Consider the following 21,981-nt stretch of genomic DNA (forward strand, 5'->3'; position numbering starts at 1 on the left):
TGCCGACATTGTAGAATATGTTATCCTCCCTCGATGGAGAAGGACAGAGCTGGGCGGACGGCCCTCATCAACGCCTGCATTGAGGCTGACCCAGCTCTTGCCGAGCAATTATTAGAAGATGGCGCTGATCCCAACACTGTCGACAACGACGGCTGGTCTGCGCTGCATTTTGCAGCCGCTAATTCGGATGGGCTTTTGGTGCGCCGACTTCTTGAGAAGGGCGCATTGATGGAAATCCGCGATTGCTATGGTAATTCCCCCCTTTGGCGGGCGGTGATGTCCTATCGCGGTAACGGTGAAGCAATAATCGCGTTACTCCAAGCCGATGCGGATCCGGACGCCGTCAACGACCATGGTGTAAGCCCCCGCTCGCTGGCCCTGACCATCTCAAATTACGATGTTTCCAGATTCTTCGAATCTCAGTAGCTTTCCCACCGCGTTCCACCCAAAACCGTCCCTTCCAGCGCCCGGCGTCACCCCTCTATTACGTCGTCGCCCTGATATTTGATCTGGAGGTAGCGGCCGCGGGTCGCGAGGAGGTCGAGGTCGCCCTTGGCGAGTTGTTCGGTCATCTGCGCGATCTCGCGGTCGATCACGGCGAGGCCGTCGGCGAGTTGCTGGTCGGGGGTCTTGCCGTTGCGTTCGACGGTGCGCAGCGGCGTCGGCACGCGGTTGTAGCTTTCGACCAGACCGGGGAGGTTGTCGGCAAGCAGCTTGCGGATCTCGCTCGCCGCCGGAGTGCCCTCGTCGAGCCCGGCCAGTTGCGGCCCGAGCGTTTCGAGCCGCCGCTCGATGCCGTCGACCTGTCGCGCGGCCTGCGCTGGCATAGTCATCCGCTCGTGCGCCAGCCATTGCTCGGTCTTGAGCGGCAGGATGCGGATCGGCGTCTGATGGAAGGTTTCGGGCTTGATCTCGGGGATCGCCGCGCCGGGCATAACCGCGAGGGCGAAGGTGACCGCGACGAGCAGCAGCATGACCAGCAGCGCGCCGCCGATGCCCAGCGGCATGAACCAGCCGATCACCGTCGCGGCGATCAGGATCGCGACGTCGGCGATGGCGATGCGGCCGATCCGCTTGCCGATCGATTGCTGGCGCCATTCGCGTTGCCGCCCGCCGGGCGCGCGATAGCGATCCGAGGTGCGGTTGAGCAGCTCGGTCGAGCGCGCGATCTGCTCGTCGACCTCACTCGTCATCCGTTCAATGCCTCGAGCTTGAATTGATTGGTGGCCGATGCGCCGGCATTCTGCGCGGCCCCTTCGGCGCGGGCGATATAGCCTTTCGACTTCTCGACCTCGTTCGACAGCGTGTCGACGGTAGTCTTCATCGAATCGAGCGCCTTCAGTTTGAACGTGTCGATCGCGTCCATCGTGTCGTAGATGTTCTGGAACGCGCGTTGCAGCGTCTCGACCGGAATCGTCGAGGCGGCGGCCTGTTCGTGGATCGCGGCAGTCTGGCTTTTCAACAGCTTGCCGGTCGAATCGATGATATCCGAGGTGGTGGTGTTGAGCGCGGTGATCTGATCGAGCACCAGCTTCTGGCTGGTCAGCGCCTGCGCCACGGTGACCGCGGTGCGCAGCGCCGCGACGGTGGTGGTGGAGGCGCGATCGACGCCCTTGACCAGCTCGACATTGTTCTTCTTGACGAGATCGAGCGCGAGATAGCCCTGCACCGTCACCGCCATCTGGGTCAGCAAGTCCTGCGTGCGCTGGCGGACGTAGAACAAAGCGGTCTCGCGGATCGCCTTGGCCTTGGCGGGATCGGTCGCGTCGAGTTCGTTGGCCTTGTCCTCGAGCCGTTGGTCCATCGTCTTGGCGAGCACGATCATCTGCTCGAGCCGCCCCATCGCGTTCCACAGATTGGCGCGCTCGGTATCGATCGCGGCATTGTCCATGAGCAGCTCGTCTTTGCCCGAGCCCAGGCTCTTGAGGATCGCCGAAATGTGCGTCTGCGACGATTTGTACTTGTCGAAATAGACCGTCATCTTGCTGCCGAACGGGATTACGCCGAGCAGCTTGCGCGGGCCTTTGAGGCTGCCCTGCTTGCCGGGATCGAGCTGCTCGATCGTGCGGCGGAGCTGGGCGAGATCGGCGCCGACGCCGTTATCCTTGTCCATCGCGCGGATCGGGCGATCGAGGAAGCGGTTCGATTGGCCGGCCGCGTCGCGGATTTCCTTCTGCCCCATCGCGGTGATCGCATCGACGCGCTTGCCGAATTCGGGCGAATTGACGTCCTGCGCGACGAGATCGGTGACGAAGCCGTCGACCTTCTCCTCGAGCTGGGTGCGCGTCTTATCGTCCACGGGGACGAGCCCGGCGGACTTTTCAGCCGCCACAGCTGGCACCGGATCGGGCGGGGTCAGCTTCAGGTCCTGTTCGGCCGTGTCGGTCGCCGTCGTCGCCATCGAATATCTCCGCTTGGGAACCCCTGCCTAGATGACCGGGTTCGCGTTTGCGTTCAAGTGTATCATTGATGTAATACGCTTGTCGATGGCGGCAAGGCTCAATGCAGGCCGACGAGGCGTAGCAGCGCGAGGCTGAGTGCGATCAGCACGACGAGCGACAGGCAGACGGCGAGGGTGACGCGGCCGCCGGCTTGCGCCACCGCCTTAAGATCGGTCGAGAGGCCGAGCGCGGCCATCGAGATCACGGTCAGCATCGTTGCCGCGGCGGCAATCGGCGCCAGCGCCGCGTGGGGAACGACGCCCGCCGACCGCGCCGCCACGAGGGCGAGGAAGCCGACGATGAACCACGGCACCAGCTTGTGCAGCGGCGGCGTCGCGCCGGTGCGGCCGCGGCCCTTGGCGAGCGATAGCGCGATGCAGACCGGGCCGAGCATCAGGACGCGCACCAGCTTGACCAGCGTGCCGATCTGCACCGCGCGGGCGCCCATCGGCGCGGCGGCGGCAATCACCTGCGGCACGGCGTAGACGGTCAAGCCGGCGAGCGCGCCATAGCCGAGACCGGTCATCCCGAGCGCGAAGCCAAGCAGCGGCAGGCCGAGGACGACGATTACGCCGAGCACCGCGGTGAAGGCGATCGCCGCGGCGACGTCGTCGCCATCGGCGTCGATTACCGGCGCCACGGCGGCGATTGCCGAATTGCCGCAGATCGAATTGCCGCACGCGACGAGCAGCGCCATCCGCCGCGGCAGCCCGAGCGTGCGGCCGATCGTGAAGCTGGCGGCGATCGCGCCCGCCACGATCGCCGCGATTCCGGCGAGCAGCGCGGGCCCTGCCGCGAGCACCGTCGCGGCGCTGACCGAGGCTCCGAGCAGCACGACGGCGATTTCCAGCAATAGCTTGGCACTCGTCTCGACGCCGTGGCGCCAGCGTTCGCCGGGCGTCCAGAAAGCGCGCAGGCCGACGCCGAGCAGGATCGCCAGCACCAGCGCCTCCAGCCAGGCGCGCCCGAACAGATGTCGCTCGGCGCGTTCGGCGAGGAAGGCGGATGCGGTGATGGCAGCGCACAAGGCGATGCCGGGCAGGGGGCGGATAATGTGGCGGTGCAGGATCATGCGGCGACGATGCGCGGCATCGATCAATATAAAAATCGAATAATATTGCTCATTTCGATCGATTATGCTTGTTGATCGATATGACGCTGGAGCAGCTTCGCATCTTCGTCGCCGTTGCCGAGCGGCAGCACATGACGCGCGCGGCGACGGCGCTCAATCTCACCCAATCGGCGGTCAGTGCGGCTGTCGCGGCGCTCGAGACGCGGCACGACGTGCGGCTGTTCCACCGCGTCGGCCGCCGTATCGAGCTGACCGAGGCGGGGGAGGCGTTGCTCGACGATGCTCGCGCGCTGCTGTCATCGGCGGCAGCGGCGGAGCAGGCGCTTGCCGATCGCGGACGGCTGTTGCGCGGTCGGCTGGCGTTGGCGGCGAGCCAGACGATCGCGGGCTATTGGCTGCCGCGCTTCCTGGCACGCTTCAGCGCGGCCCATCCCGGCGTCGCGATCGATCTCGCCATCGGCAATAGCGCGCAAGCCGCCGCGCAAGTGCTGACCGGGACTGCCGAACTCGGCTTCGTCGAAGGGCGGATCGACGATCCGGCGCTGGCGCGCTGGCAGATCGGCGAGGATAGGCTGCAATTGGTGCGCGCCGAACCTGCCGGCGCGGTCGATGCCGGTTGGCTGGCTGGCGCGCGCTGGGTGATGCGTGAACCGGGATCTGGCACGCGGACTAGCCTCGAAGCGGCGCTGGGCGAGCTCGGCGTGGCGACGGGCGATCTGGACGTGGCGATGACCTTGCCGTCGAACGAGGCGGTGCGCACCGCGGTCGCGGCGGGGCAGGGGATTGCCGGGCTGTCGTCGCTGGTGGTCGAGCCGTTGGTCGCGCTCGGCCGGCTGCACCCGATCGACGTGAAATTGGCGCCGCGGCCGTTCTATGCGCTGCGGCACAAGGAGCGCTACCGCAGCCGCGCGGCAGATGTACTTATCGAGATGATCGCGGCCTGCTGACGGCTCAGGCGGCGGTAGGCTTCCACGGGCCGGTAATCACCATCGCCTCGTTCTCGCCCGACCGGATCGTGCGGCGGAACAACTCGATCTCCAGCATCTCGGTGAACAGGCAGCCGGTCGCCTTGTGGTCGCTCCATACGACGCGGGCCATTTGCGGTTCGGCGTCGGGAAGGCGGAGCCAGACGATACTTTCGGGTGCGAGCCCGTGGACGTCGACGCGAAAACCGAAGCGCGAGATATCGATCAGCCGCGCCGGCGTTGCCCGCTGTCCCTGTTCGCGCAGCGCGACCTTGACGCCGGTCGCTACCCGTTTGCCTCGGCGCGCTTCGCTGGTCCGCCGCGCCGTTCGTGCCGTTGCCATTCGGTCATCCCCCAAAGATGATGAACAAGGCGATAGTCCGATCCCGCTAACATTACGTAAAGCGAGTCTTCCCGCAACGCAGCAAATGCGCTAGGGCCGCGCGCGTATATCCGCATCCTACAACCGAGTATTTTCGAATGAGCCTCCGCAACGTGGCCATCATCGCGCACGTCGATCATGGCAAGACCACCCTGGTCGACCAGCTTTTCCGCCAATCGGGCACTTTCCGCGACAACCAGCGCGTCGAAGAGCGCGCGATGGATTCGAACGATCTGGAGAAGGAGCGCGGGATCACCATCCTCGCCAAGCCGACCTCGATCGAATGGGACGACGGCAAGGGCAGCAAGACGCGCATCAACATCGTCGACACCCCCGGCCACGCCGATTTCGGCGGCGAGGTGGAGCGTATCCTGTCGATGGTCGATGGGGTGATCCTGCTGGTCGACGCCGCCGAAGGCGCGATGCCGCAGACCAAGTTCGTCACCGGCAAGGCGCTGGCGCTGGGCCTGCGCCCGATCGTGGTGGTCAACAAGGTCGATCGCTCGGATGCGCGCATCCAGGAAGTGCTCGACGAGGTGTTCGATCTGTTCGTGACGCTGGATGCTAGCGACGAGCAGCTCGATTTCCCGGTGCTCTACGCCTCGGGCCGCAACGGCTATGCCTCGACCGATCCGGACGCTCGCGAGGGCGACCTGATCCCGATGTTCGAGACGATCGTCAGCCACGTGCCGCCGCCCGCGCTGAACGAAGATGCACCGTTCACCTTCCTGGTGACGCTGCTCGACCGCGACAATTTCCTCGGCCGCATCCTGACCGGCCGGGTCAACTCGGGCGTGGTGAAGCTCAACCAGCCGATCCACGCGCTCGATAATGACGGCAAGGTGCTGGAGACGGGGCGCGCCTCGAAGTTGATGAGCTTCCGTGGCCTCGATCGCGTGCCGGTCGAGGAAGCGCGCGCCGGTGACATCATATCGATGGCCGGCCTCGAAGTCGCCACCGTCGCCAACACCATCGCCGACACCTCGGTCTCCGAGCCGCTCCACGCACAGCCGATCGATCCGCCGACGCTGTCGATGCGCTTCGCGGTCAACGACAGCCCGATGGCCGGGCGCGAGGGCAGCAAGGTCACCTCGCGCATGATCCGCGACCGCCTGTTCCGCGAGGCGGAATCGAACGTCGCGATCAAGGTCACCGAAGCCGCCGACAAGGACAGCTTCGAGGTTGCCGGGCGCGGCGAACTCCAGCTCGGCGTGCTGATCGAGACGATGCGCCGCGAAGGCTTCGAGCTCGGCATCAGCCGCCCGCGCGTGCTGTTCCGTGACGGCGATGGCGGACGCGAGGAGCCTTATGAAACCGTCGTCATCGACGTCGACGAGGAGCATTCGGGCACCGTCGTGGACAAGATGAACCAGCGCAAGGCGGAGATGACCGACATGCGCCCGTCGGGCGGCGGCAAGACGCGCATCACCTTCTCGGCGCCGTCGCGCGGGCTGATCGGCTATCACGGCGAGTTCCTGTCGGACACCCGCGGCACCGGGATCATGAACCGGGTGTTCGAGCGCTACGGGCCGTACAAGGGCACGATCGAGGGCCGTAAGAATGGCGTGCTGATCTCCAACGGCACGGGCGAGTCGAACGCCTATGCGCTCAATTCGCTCGAGGATCGCGGTATCCTGATGGTCGGCCCGGGCGAGCCGCTCTACGAGGGCATGATCATCGGCGAGAATGCCAAGACCGACGACCTCGAAGTCAATCCGATGAAGGCCAAGCAGCTGACCAACATCCGCTCGTCGGGCAAGGACGACGCCATCCGGCTGACCCCGCCGCGCAAGCTGACGCTGGAACAGGCGATCGCCTATATCGACGACGACGAGATGGTCGAGGTGACGCCGAAATCGATCCGGTTGCGCAAGCGCCACCTCGATCCGCACGAGCGCAAGCGCGCCTCGCGGGCGAAGGCGGCCTAACCTTCAGCCATTTCCATCAGGGCCGCCCATTCGGCGGCGCTGACGGGGGAGACCGACAACCGCGACTGGCGGAGCATTTCCATGCCCGCCAGCTTCGGCTCGGCCTTCATCGCCTTGAGCGTTACCGGTGCGGCGAGCGCGGCCTTCGGCTTGACCTCGACCGATGCCCAGGCGCCGTCCGCGCCGTCGGGCCTCCAGGCGCGCGAGATCGTCATCACGCCGACGGCGGCCTTTTGCTTGCCGCTGTGATAGAACAGGGCCTCGTCGCCGGGCTGCATCGCTTTCAGGTGGAGCCGCGCGGCGGGGTTGCGGACGCCGTCCCATTCGGTGGTGCCGTCGTGCGTCAGATCGCCCCAACTATATGATTCGGGTTCTGATTTCATCAGCCAATAGGCCATGACGCGCGCTCCAGCAGGCTAAACGGACGCTTAACGCGCCATTCCGCACGAGTTCAGCACGGCTCGTCTAAAAAGGAAACAGTGAGCCGGACTCGAGCGTTTTACTCGCGTGTGAAGGTTTCGGTCTCGCGCGTGACTGGAGGTTCGACATGAAGACGTTTCTGAAAAAGGCAGGCCTCGGCGTGGCGCTCGGCGCGACGGCGATCGGCATGACGGCGGCGCCGGCTCAGGCTCAGCGCTGGCATCATGGTTATCACCATTATCATCACGGCGACACCGCGGGTGCGGCCATCCTCGGCGGTATCGTCGGACTCGGCGTTGGCGCGGCGATCGCGTCGAACCATCGCGACCGCTATTATTACGATGATGATGACGGCTATTACGCGCCCCCGCCGCCGCCGGTGGCCTATGAATATCGCTACGATTATCGTCCGCGGTGCTGGACGCAGTGGCGCTGGGATTCGTATTACGGCGAGAACGTCCGCGTGCGGGTATGCCGTTGAGCCGGTGAACGCAGGTGAGCGGCGCGGAAATTGCTTTTTCCGCGCCGCTTTCCTTTTGCGTGACGCGACATTTTGCGCCATGAGCGCGCGCCATGACCGACAGCAAACCCACCGCCGACACGCCGCCCGACCATCTGGCGATCAATCCGCGCAGCCCGTATTTCGACCAGAGCGTGCTCGAACGCGGCATCGGCATCCGCTTCAAGGGCAGTGAGCGCACCGACGTAGAGGAATATTCGATTTCCGAGGGCTGGATCCGGGTCGCGCTGGGCAAGAAGGTCGATCGTCACGGCCAGCCGCTGACGATCAAGCTGACCGGCCCGGTCGAGGCCTGGTTTCTCGATACCGTAACCGAGGACTGATCAGGCGAGCTCGTTTTCGAGCGCGCGCTGCACCGCGTCGCTGACCGGCTGCGGCACGCGATCCTCGCCCATTCGCTGCCATCCCCTGGGGCCGAGCATCTCGATCGGGCGATAGCGCGTCTTGTACGCCATTCGCGGCGATCCATCGATCCAGTACCCGAGATAGACATAGGGCAGCCCGACGGCGCGGGCGCGCAGGATGTGATCCATGATGATTACGTTGCCCAGCCCCTTGTGCGCCTGGTGATCGGCCTCGAAGAAGCTGTAGATCATCGACAGGCCATCGGCTTGCTGATCGGTCAGGCATGCGCCGATCAGGCGGCCGCGCTTGCCGCCGACGGCGGGCTCGCGATATTCGACGACGAACGAATTAACCGGGCTGTGCTCGACCATGTCGGCATAGTCGCTCTCGTCCATGCCCGCCATGCCGCCGCCCGGATGCCGCGCGGCGAGATAATTGCGCAGCAGCTGGAACTGCTCGTCGGTCGCCCAGGGGCGGCACGCGGTGACTTCGAGATCGTCGTTGCGCTTGAGCTGCTTGCGCTGGCTGGCATTGGGCCGGAATTCGTTGGCGACCACCCGGACCGAAACACAGGCCGAGCATCCCGCGCAGCTTGGCCGGTAAGCGACCGTCTGGCTGCGGCGGAAGCCGATCCGGCCCAGCGCATCGTTGAGCTCGCCGGCGTGCGGGCCGCTCAGCTCGGTAAACACCTTCCGTTCCTGGCGGCCGGGCAGATAGGGGCAGGGCGAGGGACTGGTGACGAAAAAGCGCGGAAATCGAAACGGCGCCGTCATCATCCGGACTCCCTGTCATGACGCGCGGGATTGCGCCGTCAGGGACCAATATGAGTCATGCGGCTTGTGATGAAAAGTCGATTTACCATGATTGAGGGTTAACGAGACGTCGGCGGCGGCCTGTGCCGCCGCCGTATCGCCTCGACGCCCCGGTGCGACCCGAGGGCTCCACTCGATACTCAAGAAACCCGCTGTTCGGACGTCGAGGCGACCTCGGGGGACTTGATTTATGTCAAATTGGTTTAATCGATCCGTCGGCCGACTGCCACCCGGCGAAGCTCCATTTACCGCGCACATGATTCGGTTCGTCACAAACCGGGAAGATGCGCAGCCTTTCGTCAAGCGAGCTCGACCTGGCTGACCTCGTAATGCGCGTCGCGAAGCGCCTGGATCAGCCGATCGAGATGGGCGCGATCGCGGGTTTCGCACTCGATATCGGTAATCAGACCCTTGGCGGGCAGCGAGGTGAATACGCGCTGATGATAGACCTCGATGATGTTGGCGCGCTGCTGATCGAAGATCCGCGCGACATTGTAGAGCGCGCCGGGCTGATCCTGCAGACGGATGCGGAGACGTGCGAGCCGGCCCGAGCGGGCGAGATCGCGCAGCAGCACGTTGGCGAGCAGCCGGGTGTCGATATTGCCGCCGCACAGCACGATGCCGCAGGTCTTGCCCCGGAACCGCTCGGGATAGGCGAGCAGCGCGGCGAGGCCGGCGGCGCCGGCGCCCTCCACCACGGTCTTTTCGATCTGCAGCAGCAGGCTGACCGATTCCTCGAGGCTGCGCTCGCTGACCAGCACGATATCGTCGACCAGCGCCTCGACCATCTTCGAGGTGATGCGGCCGGGCTCCTTGACGGCGATACCCTCGGCCAGCGTGTCGCCGGCGCAGGCCATCTCGGTGCCGTTCAGGCGATTGTACATCGAGGGATAAAGCTCGGCCTCGACACCGATCACCTCGATCGGCCGGCCGGCGGCGCGCGCCACCGTGGCCATGCCGGAAATCAGGCCACCGCCGCCGATCGGGGTGACGAAGGTGTCGATCGCCGGCACGTCTTCCAGCATCTCCAGCGCCACCGTGCCCTGGCCGGCGATGACGCGGGGATCGTCGAACGGGTGGACGAACGTGTAGCCGCGCTGGGCCTCCAGCTCGCGGGCATGGGCATAGGCCGCGTCGAACGTATCGCCTTCGAGAACCACGGTGGCGCCATGCCCCTCGGTCTGGGTGACTTTCACCGTTGGCGTGTTCTTCGGCATCACGATGGTGGACGGGATGCCGAGCCGCGTCGCGTGATAGGCGAGGCCCTGCGCATGATTGCCCGCCGAGGCGGCGATGACGCCCTTGGCGCGCGATGCCTCGTCGAGTTGCAGCAGCGTGTTGAGCGCGCCGCGTTCCTTGTAGGCGGCGGTGAACTGCAGATTCTCGAACTTGAGATAGACCGTGGCCCCGGTCATTTCCGACAGCGTGCGGCTGACCAGCGTGGGCGTGCGCACGATCGAGTCGCGAATGCGCGCATGCGCGGTGCGGACGTCGTCGATGGTGACCGGCAGGTCGGCGGGCTGGGGCTGTGCGTTGGTGGCCATGATCGTGGCGCCTAGACCATCTGGCGCCGTGGGGGAACAATGCTTATGCGGCTGATCCCATGGTACGACTGGTAAAGAGCAAGGGCGCGCCGCGCCGTTGGGTGGCCCGGCTGATCGGCGCGGGCGTGGCGGCATCGATCGCGGCGAGCCCGGCGCTCGCCGATGCGTTGATCGACAACGTCAACGGTATCGCGCTCGACCGGCAAGGCAAGGTGATTCACTTCACCGGCCTGCTGATGACGCCCCAGGGCAAGATCACGAAGCTGCTCGATGATCACGACAAGCGGCCGGAAAAGCTCGACTGGCGGACCGACATGCACGGCGCGGTGATGCTGCCGGGGTTCGTCGACGCGCACGGGCACATCATGGCTCTGGGCTTCCGCAGCATGGAAGTCGATCTTTCCGACACGCATTCGCTGGCCGAGGCCAAGGCGAAGATCGCCGCTTATGTGGCGGCGAACCCCGACAAGAAGTGGATATTCGGCGGCGGCTGGAATCAGGAGCAATGGGGGCTGGGCCATTTCCCGACCGCCACCGATCTCGATTCGGTGGTGAGCGACCGGCCGGTGGTGCTCGATCGCATCGATGGCCACGCCGTGTGGGTCAATTCGGCAGCGATGAAGGCGGCCGGGGTGACGGCGAGCACCAAGGCGCCGGCGGGCGGGCAGATCGTCAATGGCGTGTTCGTCGATGCGGCGCGGCAGCTGATCGAGAAAGCGTTGCCACAGCCGCTGGCGCGCGAGCGCGACGCTGCTTTCATCCGCGCGCAGCAGTTGCTGCTGTCCAACGGCATCACCGCGACCGACGACATGCGCACCACGCTGGCCGACTGGCTGACGATCCGCCGCGCCGGCGATGCCGGAAACCTGCGGATGCGGATCGTGAGCTATGCCGACAGCATCGAGACCGCGAACCTGACGGCGGGCAACGGCCCGTCGCCCTGGCTCTATGACGGCATGTTGAGGATGGTCGGCGTCAAGCTGTTCGCCGACGGCGCGCTCGGCTCGCGCGGGGCGTGCCTCAAGGCGCCCTATGCCGACGATCCGAAGAATTCGGGCAGTTGCCCGCTGACCGACGACCAGTTGCGCAACACGATGAGCCGCGCGGCGATGGACGGCTTCCAGGTTGCGGTGCATGCGGTCGGCGACAAGGCCAATGCGCAAGTGCTGAGCGCGATCGACGCGCTCGCCGATACCTACAAGGGCGACCGGCGGTGGCGGATCGAGCATGCGCAAATCGTCGACCCCGCCGATCTGCCGCAATTCGCCAAGCACGGCACGATCGCGTCGATGCAGCCGATCCATGCGGTGTCTGACATGCACATGGCCGAAGCCCGGCTTGGCCCCGATCGGCTGGCCGGCGCCTATGCGTGGAAATCGATGCTCGACAACGATGTGCCGCTGGCGTTCGGATCGGATTATCCCAATGACGATTTCAACCCGTTCCACGGCTGGGCGGCGGCGTTCACCCGGCAGGACGCGCAGGATCTGCCGTTCGGCGGCTGGCAACCGCAGCAGCGCATCACCCGCGACCAGGCGTGGCGCGCCTATACCCAGGGCGCGGCCTATGCGAGCTTCTCCGAAGACAAATATGGCATGCTCGCGCCCGGCGAATGGGCCGATTTCATCATCGTCGACACCGACCCGACGCTCGCCAGCCCGAGCCAGTTGCGCAACACCAAGGTGGAGCAGACCTGGGTCGGCGGTAAGATGATGTGGTCGAACGGGCAGGGCCGAAGCGATACGGACCGCAGCGGCGATTCGCGATAGCCGCACCGCCGGGCGGTGAAGTGGACAAAGTGGAGAGCGTCGCGGGGTTTCGCCGGGGGTTGCGCCGGCGAAGCGGCGTCTTGGCGACACGACGCGACGGCGACGCGACGGTCGCGCGACACATGCGCGCCGCGGGCGCGGCAGCAGCGCGGTTGAAGCGGGACGGTTTCGCGCTGCCGGCGCGCCGCGTTTGCAGCGCGCCTGCTTGGTGTGTGATGGTGGGGCCAGGCTGCGGTCTGATCCATCGGGCAGGGTAGATCAGAACAACTCCAACATTGGTAGGGGTGTGTGCTCGCATTCTTCCTCGTCATGCTGAACTTGTTTCAGCATCCATGGTGCGACAAGTCGGCAGAGCGGGCGGGTCGCGATTTGTCGTCTTCGGCAGCTAAAATAACCGTGGCGTGCGAGGCATTTGTTGATCCATGGATGCTGAAACGAGTTCAGCATGACGGTGCTTGGGAGGGAGTATAACGAGCGATGCGCGACCGGACGCCGGCGGTGTATATCCTGACCAACCAGAAGGGCGGCGCGCTCTATACGGGCGTCACGGCGGATCCGCTCGGACGCATTGCGCAGCACCGCGCGGGCAGCATTCCTGGTTTTGCCGCTCGCTATCGGCTCAAACGGCTCGTCCATATCGAGTTCTTCGGCGATATGGAGAACGCGATCCTGCGCGAGAAGCAGATCAAGCGCTGGCATCGTGACTGGAAGATCAGGCTGATCGAGGAGAGCAATCCGGAGTGGCGCGATCTGGCGACCGATTACGGGTTCGACCCGTTGCGAGGGGGCAGTCCCATTTACCCCAACCGTCTTGCTGAACTTGGTTCAGCATCCATGGTGCTCCGATAACCACGGGTACGCGGGCTGCTATTTGGCTGTCGCCGCGGCCAATCCCCTGTCGCGTGCTTACTTTCTGTCGGTCCATGGATGCTGAACCAAGTTCAGCATGACGGGGAGTGTTTTGGCTGGCGCTTCGTTTGGCAAATGGATTCAGCATGACGGGGTGTTTCGGGTGAGCCGCCCCGCTTCCCCCAAAAAGGAAAGGCCGCGGCACCCCCCGATGCCGCGGCCTCCCGCTCAGGTGACGATCTTGAAACGCTATACTCAGGCGACCGCGGCCTGTTTCTCTTCGTCGATGTCGCGCAGCACATAGCCGCGGCCCCACACCGTTTCGATATAATTGTCGCCATCGCAGGCCATGCTGAGCTTCTTGCGCAGCTTGCAGATGAAGACGTCGATGATCTTGAGCTCGGGCTCGTCCATGCCGCCGTAGAGATGGTTGAGGAACATCTCCTTGGTCAGCGTGGTGCCCTTGCGGAGCGAGAGCAGCTCCAGCATCGCATATTCCTTGCCGGTCAGATGCACGCGCGCGCCATCGACCTCGACCGTCTTGGCGTCGAGATTGACCGCCAGCTTGCCGGTCTTGATGACCGACTGGCTGTGCCCCTTCGAGCGGCGCACCACGGCGTGGATGCGCGCGACCAGCTCGTCGCGGTGGAACGGCTTAGTGACGTAATCGTCGGCGCCGAAGCCGAAGCTGCGGACCTTCGAATCCATCTCGTTGATGCCCGACAGGATCAGGACCGGCGTCTGTACGCGGGCGACGCGGAGCTTTTTGAGCACGTCATAGCCGTGCATGTCCGGCAGGTTGAGATCGAGCAGGATGATGTCGTAATCATAGAGCTTGCCCAGATCGAGGCCTTCCTCGCCCAGATCGGTGGTGTAGACGTTGAACCCCTCGGACGAGAGCATCAGCTCGATCGCCTTAGCGGTGGTCGGCTCGTCCTCGATCAGCAGCACGCGCATTGATCTTTTCCCCTGTCTTCGCCGCCGCCGGCTCCTCGTGCCACGACGCGCCCCGACGATTTATTAACCAAAGAACCTCTGAAGGCAAAAGGTTAATTTCGTCTTAAGCGGCGGAAATCCGCGAGTCGTTGTTTGGATGACGGCGCCGGCGAATCCGTTTCGGCCTCCGACTGCTCCATCGCCGTCGCTCGTGCCGGGTGCCGTTGCACCATGGATGCTGAAACAAGTTCAGCATGACGATGAAAGCCAGCGCGGCTCTGGCGGCACCGGCGATCAAGCGCCATGATCGCCGGGGGGATCGACCGGCTCGCCGACCATTTCGCGCAGATAGAGCGTGCGGACCAGGGTGAAGATCACCACCAGCATCGCCGCCGAGAAGAACAAGGCGTAAAGCCCGAACACGATGCCGATGCCGATGATCGAGAACAAGGTGACGGCGGGCGGAATGTCGATCACGCGATGCTGGACGAACGGGGTGATGAAGTTGGTCTGGATCAGGCGCACCACCGCATAAGTGGCGAGCGCGCCGATCACCGCATGGGGCGAGACGGTCGCGGCCAGGCCGAGCGCGGGCAGCATCGCCGCGGTGGGGCCGATATAGGGGACGAACTCGCTCAACCCGGCGAGGAGGCCAAGCGCGGCGGGCGAGGGGACGCCGGCGATCCACAGGCCGAGGCCGACCAGCACCCCCATCGTCGTCATCAGGATGAGCTGCGTGCGCAGCCACAGGCGCAGCGTGTTCGACACGTCGTCGAGCGCGTCGGCGAAGGCGGGGCGTTGCGGCCTGGGCACCAGCAGCAGGAGGCCGCGGGTGTAGATGCCGGGATTGGCGGCGAAGAACAGCGCGCCGACGATCAGCAGGATGATGTTGAGCAACAGCGTGCCGGCGCCTTGCAGGAGGCCGCTGACGTCCTGCGCCGCCTTGGACCCGGCATAGGCCGCCTGCACCGCGCTCACCAGTTTGGCGCCGATCGGCGATTGCGACAGCCAGCGCGCGAGATCGTCGATCAGGCCGGGCGCTCGATCGACCAGCAGGTTGATCTGCGGCGCGAACTGCACGCCGAACAGCCAGAACAGGAAAGCGACGATGGCGACGGCGGTGATCATTGCCGCACCCAGCGCCGGCTTTTCGGGCAGGTGCAGCCGGTTTTCATACCCCTCGGCGATGGCGTGGATGGCGATCGCGCCGAGGCTCGATCCGAACGCGAGGATCAGCATGTCGCCGGCGCGGAACAGGGCCCAGAGCACCGCGGCGATCGCCATGACGATCAGGACGCGGCGGACGAAGCGCGCATCGGCGTCGTCGGGGCGGAGGCGGCTCATCGCGACGAAACGCCGCGATGGCGGAAGCGCTCCGCGAGGAAAGCGATCAGCGCCTCGACCCGCGCCGGGCGCAACGGGCTGGGCGGGGTGAGCAGGTGGAGCGCGATCGCCGGCGGCGCCCACTCGGCGAGGATCGTTTCGAGCGTGCCGGAATCGAGATCGTCACCGACGATGAAATCGGGCAGCCGCGCGATGCCGAGCCCGGCGCGCAACGCGGGCAGCATTGCATCGCCGCTGTTGGTCATCAGCGGGCCGGACGGCCGCACCGCGGCTTCCTCGCCGCCGGGACCGGTGAAGCGCCACACGCCGCCCGGCGCGTTGGTATAGCCGAGGCAGGCATGATCGGCGAGCTGCGCCGGGTGGCCGGGGCGGCCGTGCGCGTCGAGATAGGCCGGCGAGGCGACGCAATGGACGGCGATCCCGCACAGCCGCCGGGCGCGCAGCGAGCTATCGGGCAGATCGGCGATGCGCAGCGCGATATCGTAGCCGTCGGCGACGATATCCACGCGCGCATCGGAAAGGTTGAGATCGATCTGGATCGCGGGATTGGCGGCGAGGAACTCGGCGATCGCGGGCGCGAGATAGGTCATGCCGAAGGTCATCGGCGCGGCGACGCGGACCAGCCCGGCGGGCTGCGTCGCGGTATCGTGCGCGGCTTCCTCGGCGCATTGCGCTTCGGCGAGGATGCGCTGTGCGTGCTCGGCGAGCGTCTTGCCGCTGTCGGTCAGCGTCAGCTTGCGCGAGGTGCGGTGGAACAGGCTGGTGCCGAGATGCGCCTCCAGCCGCGCGATCGCCTTCGACACGGTTGCCTTGGAGACGCCGATCGCATCGGCCGCGGCGCTGAACGAGCGGTGCTCGACCACGCAAGCGAAGATCGCCCAGGCTTCGAGATCGGGCAGGCGCATTCCTCTACCTCCGTCATGTCGGGCCAAGTGTAGCCGATGCCTTTGCTTGGAAACAATCCGTTTCCAGCGTTTCTATTTTCATCGGGATCGCGCGGCCTATCTTCGGGGGCAAGCAATCCTTCGGGAGATTCACGATGATCGAGAAACGTTCGTTCGAAAGCCTTGGCCATGCCGATCACGGCTGGCTCAACGCGCGCCATCATTTCAGCTTCGCCAATTATTATGATCCCGCCCGGATGGGTTGGGGCGCGATCCGCGTGTGGAATGACGACGAGATCGGCCCGAACTCGGGCTTCCCGCCGCATCCGCACAAGGACATGGAGATCATCACCTATGTCCGGACCGGCGCGATCACGCACCAGGATTCGATGGGCAACCAGGGCAAGACCGGCGCCGGCGACGTGCAGGTGATGAGCGCGGGCACCGGCGTGCGCCATGCCGAATACAATCTGGAGCCGGAAAAGACGACGCTGTTCCAGATATGGATCGAGCCGAAGCGGCAGGGCGGCAGCCCGTCGTGGGGCGCGAAGCCGTTTCCCAAGGGCGATCGCTCGGGCAGGTTCGTCACGCTCGCCAGCGGGTTCGAGGGCGATGAGGGCGCACTGCCGATCCGCGCCGATGCCCGCGTGCTGGGCGCGACGCTGAAGGCGGGCGAAAGCCTGACGCACAGCGTCGGCGACGGCCGCCATGCCTATCTGGTGCCCGCCACCGGGGCGATCGAGATCGATGGCGAGCGGTTCGACGCCCGCGACGGCGCCGCGCTGTCGGGCGGCCAGACCGTCACCATCACCGCGATCGAGGATGCCGAAATCGTCCTGGTCGACGCCGACTAACCCGTTTCCCCTCCCGCTCGCGGGAGGGGCGAGGGGAGGGCCTGTATTCCCTCCCACCAGGTCCTCCCCCCAACCAACACAGGAGCGCAGTTAGATGACCAAGGTCCTCGTTCTTTATTATTCGTCCTACGGCCATATCGAGCAGATGGCCGACGCGGTTGCCGAAGGCGCGCGCGCCGGCGGTGCCGAAGTCGATATCCGTCGCGTGCCCGAGACGGCGCCGAAGGAAATCGTCGAAGCGTTCGGCTTCAAGACCGATACCGCGCACCCGACGATCGAAAGCCCCGACAAGCTGGGCGAATATGATGCCGTCGTCATCGGCGCGCCGACCCGTTTCGGGCGGATGCCGAGCCAGATGGCGGCGTTTCTCGACACCACCGGCGGGCTGTGGATGAAGGGCGCGCTGATCGGCAAGGTGGGCGGCGCGTTCACCTCGACCGCCAGCCAGCACGGCGGGCAGGAGACCACGCTGTTCTCGATCATCACCAACCTGTTGCACCAGGGGATGACGATCGTCGGGCTCGATTACGGCTTCCAGGGCCAGATGGGCGTCGATGAAGTACGCGGCGGATCGCCTTATGGCGCGACGACGATCGCCGACGGCGACGGCAGCCGCCAGCCGCACGAGGAAGAACTCGCCGCCGCCCGCTACCAGGGCAAGCGCATCGCCGAGACGGCGGCCAAGCTGAAGGGCTGACGACGACCCGCTCCAACGCCGTCATGCTGAACCAGGTTCAGGGTGACGGCGGGAGTGGAGCGGGCGCGGCGGCCAGTTCGGAAACCGCCGGCGTCGGCAGCGGTGGTTGCGCGATGACGCGGACGATGATCGTCGGGATGCGCGGGTTCGCCGGGAAGCGGGCTCGCGCTTCGGCGAACAGCGCGCGCGCGGCGAGCGCGCCGGGCTCCGAATTGCTGGTGCCGACCCAGCGCCAGTGCCACGGCTCCCATGTCACGCCCTGCGCATTGCCGCGCGGAAAGGACAGTTCGAAGCCGTAATCGGGCGCGTTGGCGAGCAGCCATTGGCCGACCGGCGTATCGGCAAAGCAATCCTCCACATCGGCGCAATGCCCCTCCGGTCGCGCGCCGAAATCGAGCGCATAGCCGGTGGCGTGCTCGCTGTGGCCGGGCGGCGCGGAGCTGATCGCGCGCGCTTCGGGATCGACGCAGCGGTTATGCCGGCCATGCGCCTCGCAGAACACGCGCTCTTGATAGGCGATGCTGCGGAAGCACGACACACCGCGAAGCTCGGCGCCGAGATGCGCGGCCTGCGCTGCCGCGATCAGCCGGGTGAGATCGGGGATGACGACGGCCTGCAGCTTGCATTCGTGGCCGACCGCGAAACCGGCCGGCGCATCGACCAGGCTTGCCGGATCGGCCTCCAGATAGGGGATGTGGCCGAACAATCGGCCGTCGATGCTGGTTTCGACGAGTAGCGGCTTGTCCTGCGCTTGCGCCGCCGCGGCGACGTTCATGGCGAAAGCGATCGCCGCGATCATGCGGCACAGGATCGCGAGCGGACGGACCATGCAAACTCCCGGGGATGACAATCGCGCTCTGGCATGGCGGCGCGCGCGGTGGCAAGGGGACATCATGCTCAGCGACCGTATCCTGTTCATCGATGGCGAAGCGATCGTGCTCGACAAGCCCGCCGGGCTTCCCGTCGACGCGCCGCGCGACGGCAGCCTGAGCCTCGAGAACCATCTCGCCAGCCTGACCTTCGGGTTCCAGCGCTGGCCGCTGCCGGTTCACCGGCTCGATCGCGATACCTCGGGCTGCCTGCTGCTGGCGCGCAATCCCAAGGCGCACAAACGCTTTCAGCGCGCGTTCGAGGCGGGCGAGGTGACCAAACGCTATCTCGCGGTGCTGGACGGCGTGCCCGAGGGCGAAAGCGGCATGATCGACCTGCCGCTCATCAAGATCAGCAGCGCCGAACGCGGCTGGCGGATGACGGGGGCGACCAACGGCAAGCCATCGCGGACCGGATGGCGCGTGCTGACGGTGCGCGAGGGCCGGGCGCTGGTGGAATTCCGCCCGGAAACCGGCCGCACGCACCAGATCCGCGTCCACGCGGCGGAAGGGCTGGGCGCGCCGGTTTCGGGCGATCCCGTCTATGGCTCGGGCGGCGCAGCGATGCTGCTCCATGCCGCGGCGCTGACCGTGCCGCGCCCGCCCAAGCCGGATGTCATTGCCGAAGCGCCGCTGCCCGAGCGCTTTGCGGCGGCGGGATTCGCCGATGGTTGAGATTCCCGAAGACGTGCTCGAGGAGCGGTTTCTGGCCTCGACCGGACCGGGCGGGCAGAACGTCAACAAGGTCGCCACCGCCTGCCAGTTGAGGGCCGACGTGTTCCGGCTGGGGCTTGCGCCCGACGTCTACAAACGACTGAAGGAACTTGCCGGATCGCGACTGACCGCGTCGGGCGAGCTCGTCATCACCGCGCGGCGCTTTCGCACGCAGGAGGCCAACCGGCAGGACGCGCGCGAGCGGCTTGCCGAGCTGATCGCCAAGGCGCACCATCGCCCGGCCAAGCGCCGCCCGACCCGGCCGAGCAAGGCGGCCAAGGCGCGGCGCGTCGATGCCAAGAAGGGGCGGAGCGCCGTGAAGGCGGGGCGGGGGAAGGTGCGGCTCGATTGAGCTGACCTTGTTTCGGGGCCTCTGCGTAATCGCAGCCGGTGCATTTTGGCGGGATGGAGGTCCATGGACCCTGAAACAAGTTCAGGGTGACGAGTCCGTTTGGGGTGATCTTCGGTCTTCAAGCACCGTCATGCTGAACTCGTTTCAGCACCCATGGTGCGACGGCGGCCGGTATGCGTGGCGGTGATGGAACGCGATAACAGGCGCACGACGGGCAGCGCGGCGAGGCTGACCTTCACTCTCGTTATCGGCCAACTTGTTTCAGACGCGATCGAGCGCCATGTCCGGGGCGCGCGCCGCGGGCGTTGCGCCATGGATGCTGAAACAAGTTCAGCATGACGGGTGAATTGAAAGGACACCATGTATCAGTTCGATATCGCCGCCGGGAGCAAGGCCGAGCTTTACCGCGACCTCGCGTCCGCGCTCGACGCGCTGACCGCCGACGAGACGGACGGCATCGCCAACATGGCCAATGCCGCGGCGCTGATCTGGCAGTATTTGCCCGATCTCAACTGGGCGGGATTCTATCGAATGGTGGGCGGCGAGCTGGTGCTCGGCCCGTTCCAGGGCAAGGCGGCGTGCATCCGCATTCGGTTGGGCAAGGGCGTGTGCGGCACCGCGGCGGCGACCGGCGAGACGCAGCGCGTGGCCGACGTGCTGGCCTTTCCCGGCCATATCGCCTGCGATGCGGCGAGCCGGTCCGAGCTGGTCGTGCCGATCGTGCGCGACGGAGGGGTGATCGCGGTGCTCGATCTCGACAGCCCGCTGCCCGAGCGGTTCGATGCCGAGGATGCGGCGGGCTGCGAGGCGCTGGCGGTGCTGCTTTCTTCCAGGATCGGTTAACCATCCGGCGCCCCAAAGCGGGACGCGCTCGTCTGTGGCGAGCGTGAAGGCGGCATGATATGCAGGGGCGAAGATCGCGCGCGTTGGACGATAAGTGACGCGCCCGACAGGGAGAATCGACCATGCGAACCCTGCTTTTCGCCACCGTCGCCGGGCTTGGCCTGGTCATTGCCGGTCCCGCTTTGGCGCAACGCGCACCGCATCCGCCCGCCGGTGGACACTGGCATGGCGGCAATGGGCATTGGTCCGGCCATGGCCGCCACGATTGGGGCGGCAGCGTCGGCGGGCGCTGGATCGGCGGCACGCGCGCGCCGGGCGGCTGGAGCGCCTATCGCCGGCCGGTGAGGGGCTGGGCGATGCCGGGCTATTGGCTCGCGCCGCGATTCACCATCACCGCTTGGGGCGCCTATGGCCTCAGCGCGCCGCCTTACGGCTATCACTGGTCGCGCTATTACGACGATGCCGTGCTGGTCGACCAATATGGCCGGGCGATGGATTGCGTGAACAGCGTCGATTGGGATGGCGGCTATGCCGAGGGCTATGCCGACAATGGCGATGACGATTACGATTACAGCCATGATGCCGGGCCGGGCGCGCCCTATCCGCCGCCGGGCGATATGCCGCCACCGCCGCCGGGAGCCGTGCCGCCGCCGCCCGGCGCGCATGTCGAGACGCGGACCTATCGTTACGATGGCGGCGCGCCCGTGGTGGTTCATGCCGGCCCCGATTGCGGCTGCGCGGGCCGGGTCGTCGGCGGTTGGTATTATCCGCCGGCCACGACGACGACGGTGACGATCACCTCGGTTCCCGTGACGCGGACGGTGACGACCACCGAATATATCGAGGAAGCACGACCGGTTGTGCATCACGCCCGGCGCGTCTATCATCCGGCCAAGCCGACCAAGATCATCCGACGCTACCATACCAAATTGATCAAGCGCTAACGCGGGGTCGCAACCGCGTTTACCGGGCAGGAACGGCGCAGCACCTCGCTGAACGCCGCGCCGTTCCTGCAAGGAAGAGAGCTTCGTTGGAGGCGGATGCACCGGGCGCCCGCTTCACCTTGCCGCTGATCGTTGGCATTCGCGCGGCACGAGGAAGCCTTCAAGCATGACTTTTGTCATGCTGAACCTGGCTCAGCATTCCATGGTTCAACATTGACGTCTCGCGCGCCGCCGATGGTGGTCCATGGACCCTGAAACGAGTTCAGGGTGACGACCGGGGCGGTGGTTCCGTCCGCGTTACGGTTGCAAATGCTGCAACTGCGAAAGATTGAAATAAAATTGCAACATTGCGCAACGATCGACATATCGCCCGCGTCGGCAATCAAGCCGACAAGGAGGCCATCTCAATGCGTTACATGGAAACCGTCACGGGCAGCATGCTGACCCTGGCGACCCTGGCGCTGGTGGTCGGAACGGGTATCACCCTCATCTGACGC

At 65.8% G+C, this 21,981-nt stretch carries 25 protein-coding genes; 14 read left to right on the plus strand and 11 right to left on the minus strand.

Annotated elements, in window-relative coordinates:
* Positions 1-33: 33 nt before the first annotated feature.
* Positions 34-426 (plus strand): ankyrin repeat domain-containing protein, encoded by a 393-nt coding sequence (locus K7G81_RS01900; protein WP_223029039.1) that lies wholly within the window; start codon positions 34-36, stop codon positions 424-426.
* 47 nt (positions 427-473) lie between these two features.
* On the opposite strand, the gene K7G81_RS01905 is transcribed toward K7G81_RS01900, so the two are convergent.
* The 3 genes from K7G81_RS01905 to K7G81_RS01915 all read right to left on the minus strand — a co-directional run bounded on the left by K7G81_RS01905 (position 474) and on the right by K7G81_RS01915 (position 3,540).
* Entirely contained in the window at positions 474-1,193 is a 720-nt protein-coding gene (locus K7G81_RS01905; RefSeq protein WP_223029040.1) for a hypothetical protein, read from the minus strand.
* On the minus strand, positions 1,190-2,401 hold the full coding sequence (locus K7G81_RS01910; protein ID WP_223029041.1) for a toxic anion resistance protein: 1,212 nt from the start codon (positions 2,399-2,401) through the stop codon (positions 1,190-1,192). Before K7G81_RS01910 ends, K7G81_RS01905 begins: the two co-directional genes overlap by 4 nt.
* Before the next feature lie 98 nt (positions 2,402-2,499).
* Entirely contained in the window at positions 2,500-3,540 is a 1,041-nt protein-coding gene (locus K7G81_RS01915; RefSeq protein ID WP_255586480.1) for a YeiH family protein, read from the minus strand.
* A 53-nt stretch (positions 3,541-3,593) separates the two neighbouring features.
* On the opposite strand from K7G81_RS01915, the gene K7G81_RS01920 reads away from it, so the two are divergent.
* A complete protein-coding gene (locus K7G81_RS01920) occupies positions 3,594-4,460 on the plus strand; it encodes a LysR family transcriptional regulator (RefSeq protein WP_223029477.1) in 867 nt (288 codons plus the stop codon).
* Positions 4,461-4,464: 4 nt separating this feature from the next.
* Here K7G81_RS01920 and K7G81_RS01925 read toward each other — a convergent pair whose 3' ends face one another.
* Complete coding sequence (locus K7G81_RS01925; protein WP_223029042.1) at positions 4,465-4,821, minus strand: PilZ domain-containing protein; 357 nt, start codon at positions 4,819-4,821, stop codon at positions 4,465-4,467.
* 137 nt (positions 4,822-4,958) lie between these two features.
* Here K7G81_RS01925 and typA point away from each other — a divergent pair, with 137 nt between their 5' ends.
* Positions 4,959-6,788 carry a translational GTPase TypA gene (gene typA / locus K7G81_RS01930; protein WP_223029043.1) on the plus strand — a complete coding sequence of 610 codons (1,830 nt, stop codon included), beginning with the start codon at positions 4,959-4,961 and terminating at the stop codon, positions 6,786-6,788.
* Here the strand turns inward: typA and K7G81_RS01935 are convergent.
* The gene (locus K7G81_RS01935) at positions 6,785-7,186 is read right to left on the minus strand and encodes an EVE domain-containing protein (RefSeq protein WP_223029044.1); all 402 of its coding nucleotides are present in this window, start codon (positions 7,184-7,186) and stop codon (positions 6,785-6,787) included. The two genes, typA and K7G81_RS01935, sit on opposite strands and share 4 nt — an antisense overlap.
* 149 nt (positions 7,187-7,335) lie before the next feature.
* On the opposite strand from K7G81_RS01935, the gene K7G81_RS01940 reads away from it, so the two are divergent.
* Together K7G81_RS01940 and K7G81_RS01945 are read left to right on the plus strand one after the other, a co-directional pair.
* Positions 7,336-7,689, plus strand: coding sequence for a hypothetical protein (locus K7G81_RS01940; protein WP_223029045.1), 354 nt, complete (start codon positions 7,336-7,338; stop codon positions 7,687-7,689).
* A gap of 92 nt (positions 7,690-7,781) precedes the next feature.
* On the plus strand, positions 7,782-8,051 hold the full coding sequence (locus K7G81_RS01945; protein ID WP_223029046.1) for a DUF3297 family protein: 270 nt from the start codon (positions 7,782-7,784) through the stop codon (positions 8,049-8,051).
* Here K7G81_RS01945 and K7G81_RS01950 read toward each other — a convergent pair whose 3' ends face one another.
* On the minus strand, positions 8,052-8,846 hold the full coding sequence (locus K7G81_RS01950) for an arginyltransferase (protein WP_223029478.1): 795 nt from the start codon (positions 8,844-8,846) through the stop codon (positions 8,052-8,054).
* A 338-nt stretch (positions 8,847-9,184) separates the two neighbouring features.
* Positions 9,185-10,429, minus strand: a complete 1,245-nt coding sequence (locus K7G81_RS01955; protein ID WP_223029047.1) for a threonine ammonia-lyase — start codon at positions 10,427-10,429, stop codon at positions 9,185-9,187.
* Between the two features lie 59 nt (positions 10,430-10,488).
* Between K7G81_RS01955 and K7G81_RS01960 the strand changes: the two genes are divergently transcribed.
* Both K7G81_RS01960 and K7G81_RS01965 read left to right on the plus strand, forming a co-directional pair.
* Positions 10,489-12,198 carry an amidohydrolase gene (locus K7G81_RS01960; RefSeq protein ID WP_223029048.1) on the plus strand — a complete coding sequence of 570 codons (1,710 nt, stop codon included), beginning with the start codon at positions 10,489-10,491 and terminating at the stop codon, positions 12,196-12,198.
* 477 nt (positions 12,199-12,675) lie between these two features.
* Positions 12,676-13,047: a GIY-YIG nuclease family protein gene (locus K7G81_RS01965; protein WP_223029049.1), complete on the plus strand. Its 372-nt coding sequence runs from the start codon at positions 12,676-12,678 to the stop codon at positions 13,045-13,047.
* A 255-nt stretch (positions 13,048-13,302) separates the two neighbouring features.
* Here K7G81_RS01965 and ctrA read toward each other — a convergent pair whose 3' ends face one another.
* The 3 genes from ctrA to K7G81_RS01980 all read right to left on the minus strand — a co-directional run bounded on the left by ctrA (position 13,303) and on the right by K7G81_RS01980 (position 16,232).
* Positions 13,303-14,004 (minus strand): response regulator transcription factor CtrA, encoded by a 702-nt coding sequence (gene ctrA / locus K7G81_RS01970; protein WP_223029050.1) that lies wholly within the window; start codon positions 14,002-14,004, stop codon positions 13,303-13,305.
* A gap of 273 nt (positions 14,005-14,277) precedes the next feature.
* Entirely contained in the window at positions 14,278-15,327 is a 1,050-nt protein-coding gene (locus K7G81_RS01975; protein ID WP_223029051.1) for an AI-2E family transporter, read from the minus strand.
* Complete coding sequence (locus tag K7G81_RS01980) at positions 15,324-16,232, minus strand: LysR family transcriptional regulator (protein WP_223029052.1); 909 nt, start codon at positions 16,230-16,232, stop codon at positions 15,324-15,326. The genes K7G81_RS01975 and K7G81_RS01980 overlap by 4 nt, the downstream gene beginning before the upstream one ends.
* A gap of 134 nt (positions 16,233-16,366) precedes the next feature.
* Here K7G81_RS01980 and K7G81_RS01985 point away from each other — a divergent pair, with 134 nt between their 5' ends.
* Positions 16,367-17,065: a pirin family protein gene (locus tag K7G81_RS01985; RefSeq protein ID WP_223029053.1), complete on the plus strand. Its 699-nt coding sequence runs from the start codon at positions 16,367-16,369 to the stop codon at positions 17,063-17,065.
* A gap of 94 nt (positions 17,066-17,159) precedes the next feature.
* Positions 17,160-17,762 (plus strand): NAD(P)H:quinone oxidoreductase, encoded by a 603-nt coding sequence (gene wrbA / locus K7G81_RS01990; protein WP_223029054.1) that lies wholly within the window; start codon positions 17,160-17,162, stop codon positions 17,760-17,762.
* Between the two features lie 37 nt (positions 17,763-17,799).
* Here wrbA and K7G81_RS01995 read toward each other — a convergent pair whose 3' ends face one another.
* Positions 17,800-18,591, minus strand: coding sequence for a M15 family metallopeptidase (locus tag K7G81_RS01995; protein WP_223029055.1), 792 nt, complete (start codon positions 18,589-18,591; stop codon positions 17,800-17,802).
* A gap of 64 nt (positions 18,592-18,655) precedes the next feature.
* Between K7G81_RS01995 and K7G81_RS02000 the strand changes: the two genes are divergently transcribed.
* The 5 genes from K7G81_RS02000 to K7G81_RS02020 all read left to right on the plus strand — a co-directional run bounded on the left by K7G81_RS02000 (position 18,656) and on the right by K7G81_RS02020 (position 21,978).
* Positions 18,656-19,306 (plus strand): RluA family pseudouridine synthase, encoded by a 651-nt coding sequence (locus K7G81_RS02000; RefSeq protein WP_223029056.1) that lies wholly within the window; start codon positions 18,656-18,658, stop codon positions 19,304-19,306.
* Positions 19,299-19,697: an alternative ribosome rescue aminoacyl-tRNA hydrolase ArfB gene (arfB, locus tag K7G81_RS02005; RefSeq protein WP_223029057.1), complete on the plus strand. Its 399-nt coding sequence runs from the start codon at positions 19,299-19,301 to the stop codon at positions 19,695-19,697. Before K7G81_RS02000 ends, arfB begins: the two co-directional genes overlap by 8 nt.
* 360 nt (positions 19,698-20,057) lie before the next feature.
* Positions 20,058-20,540, plus strand: a complete 483-nt coding sequence (locus K7G81_RS02010; protein ID WP_223029058.1) for a free L-methionine (R)-S-oxide reductase MsrC — start codon at positions 20,058-20,060, stop codon at positions 20,538-20,540.
* A 122-nt stretch (positions 20,541-20,662) separates the two neighbouring features.
* A complete protein-coding gene (locus K7G81_RS02015) occupies positions 20,663-21,484 on the plus strand; it encodes an RcnB family protein (protein ID WP_223029059.1) in 822 nt (273 codons plus the stop codon).
* A gap of 347 nt (positions 21,485-21,831) precedes the next feature.
* Positions 21,832-21,978 carry a hypothetical protein gene (locus K7G81_RS02020; protein ID WP_223029060.1) on the plus strand — a complete coding sequence of 49 codons (147 nt, stop codon included), beginning with the start codon at positions 21,832-21,834 and terminating at the stop codon, positions 21,976-21,978.
* Positions 21,979-21,981: the final 3 nt, after the last annotated feature.

It is taken from the genome of Hephaestia mangrovi, assembly GCF_019880555.1.
In the GTDB taxonomy this organism is placed as follows: Bacteria; Pseudomonadota; Alphaproteobacteria; order Sphingomonadales; family Sphingomonadaceae; genus Sphingomonas; species Sphingomonas mangrovi.

Coding starts and splice junctions, on each gene's coding strand:
- K7G81_RS01900 (WP_223029039.1), top strand. CDS start 34: ATGGAGAAGGACAGAGCTGGGCGGACGGCCCTCATCAACGCCTGCATT.
- K7G81_RS01905 (WP_223029040.1), bottom strand. CDS start 1,193: ATGACGAGTGAGGTCGACGAGCAGATCGCGCGCTCGACCGAGCTGCTC.
- K7G81_RS01910 (WP_223029041.1), bottom strand. CDS start 2,401: ATGGCGACGACGGCGACCGACACGGCCGAACAGGACCTGAAGCTGACC.
- K7G81_RS01920 (WP_223029477.1), top strand. CDS start 3,594: ATGACGCTGGAGCAGCTTCGCATCTTCGTCGCCGTTGCCGAGCGGCAG.
- K7G81_RS01925 (WP_223029042.1), bottom strand. CDS start 4,821: ATGGCAACGGCACGAACGGCGCGGCGGACCAGCGAAGCGCGCCGAGGC.
- typA (WP_223029043.1), top strand. CDS start 4,959: ATGAGCCTCCGCAACGTGGCCATCATCGCGCACGTCGATCATGGCAAG.
- K7G81_RS01935 (WP_223029044.1), bottom strand. CDS start 7,186: ATGGCCTATTGGCTGATGAAATCAGAACCCGAATCATATAGTTGGGGC.
- K7G81_RS01940 (WP_223029045.1), top strand. CDS start 7,336: ATGAAGACGTTTCTGAAAAAGGCAGGCCTCGGCGTGGCGCTCGGCGCG.
- K7G81_RS01945 (WP_223029046.1), top strand. CDS start 7,782: ATGACCGACAGCAAACCCACCGCCGACACGCCGCCCGACCATCTGGCG.
- K7G81_RS01950 (WP_223029478.1), bottom strand. CDS start 8,846: ATGACGGCGCCGTTTCGATTTCCGCGCTTTTTCGTCACCAGTCCCTCG.
- K7G81_RS01955 (WP_223029047.1), bottom strand. CDS start 10,429: ATGGCCACCAACGCACAGCCCCAGCCCGCCGACCTGCCGGTCACCATC.
- K7G81_RS01960 (WP_223029048.1), top strand. CDS start 10,489: ATGGTACGACTGGTAAAGAGCAAGGGCGCGCCGCGCCGTTGGGTGGCC.
- K7G81_RS01965 (WP_223029049.1), top strand. CDS start 12,676: ATGCGCGACCGGACGCCGGCGGTGTATATCCTGACCAACCAGAAGGGC.
- ctrA (WP_223029050.1), bottom strand. CDS start 14,004: ATGCGCGTGCTGCTGATCGAGGACGAGCCGACCACCGCTAAGGCGATC.
- K7G81_RS01975 (WP_223029051.1), bottom strand. CDS start 15,327: ATGAGCCGCCTCCGCCCCGACGACGCCGATGCGCGCTTCGTCCGCCGC.
- K7G81_RS01980 (WP_223029052.1), bottom strand. CDS start 16,232: ATGCGCCTGCCCGATCTCGAAGCCTGGGCGATCTTCGCTTGCGTGGTC.
- K7G81_RS01985 (WP_223029053.1), top strand. CDS start 16,367: ATGATCGAGAAACGTTCGTTCGAAAGCCTTGGCCATGCCGATCACGGC.
- wrbA (WP_223029054.1), top strand. CDS start 17,160: ATGACCAAGGTCCTCGTTCTTTATTATTCGTCCTACGGCCATATCGAG.
- K7G81_RS01995 (WP_223029055.1), bottom strand. CDS start 18,591: ATGGTCCGTCCGCTCGCGATCCTGTGCCGCATGATCGCGGCGATCGCT.
- K7G81_RS02000 (WP_223029056.1), top strand. CDS start 18,656: ATGCTCAGCGACCGTATCCTGTTCATCGATGGCGAAGCGATCGTGCTC.
- arfB (WP_223029057.1), top strand. CDS start 19,299: ATGGTTGAGATTCCCGAAGACGTGCTCGAGGAGCGGTTTCTGGCCTCG.
- K7G81_RS02010 (WP_223029058.1), top strand. CDS start 20,058: ATGTATCAGTTCGATATCGCCGCCGGGAGCAAGGCCGAGCTTTACCGC.
- K7G81_RS02015 (WP_223029059.1), top strand. CDS start 20,663: ATGCGAACCCTGCTTTTCGCCACCGTCGCCGGGCTTGGCCTGGTCATT.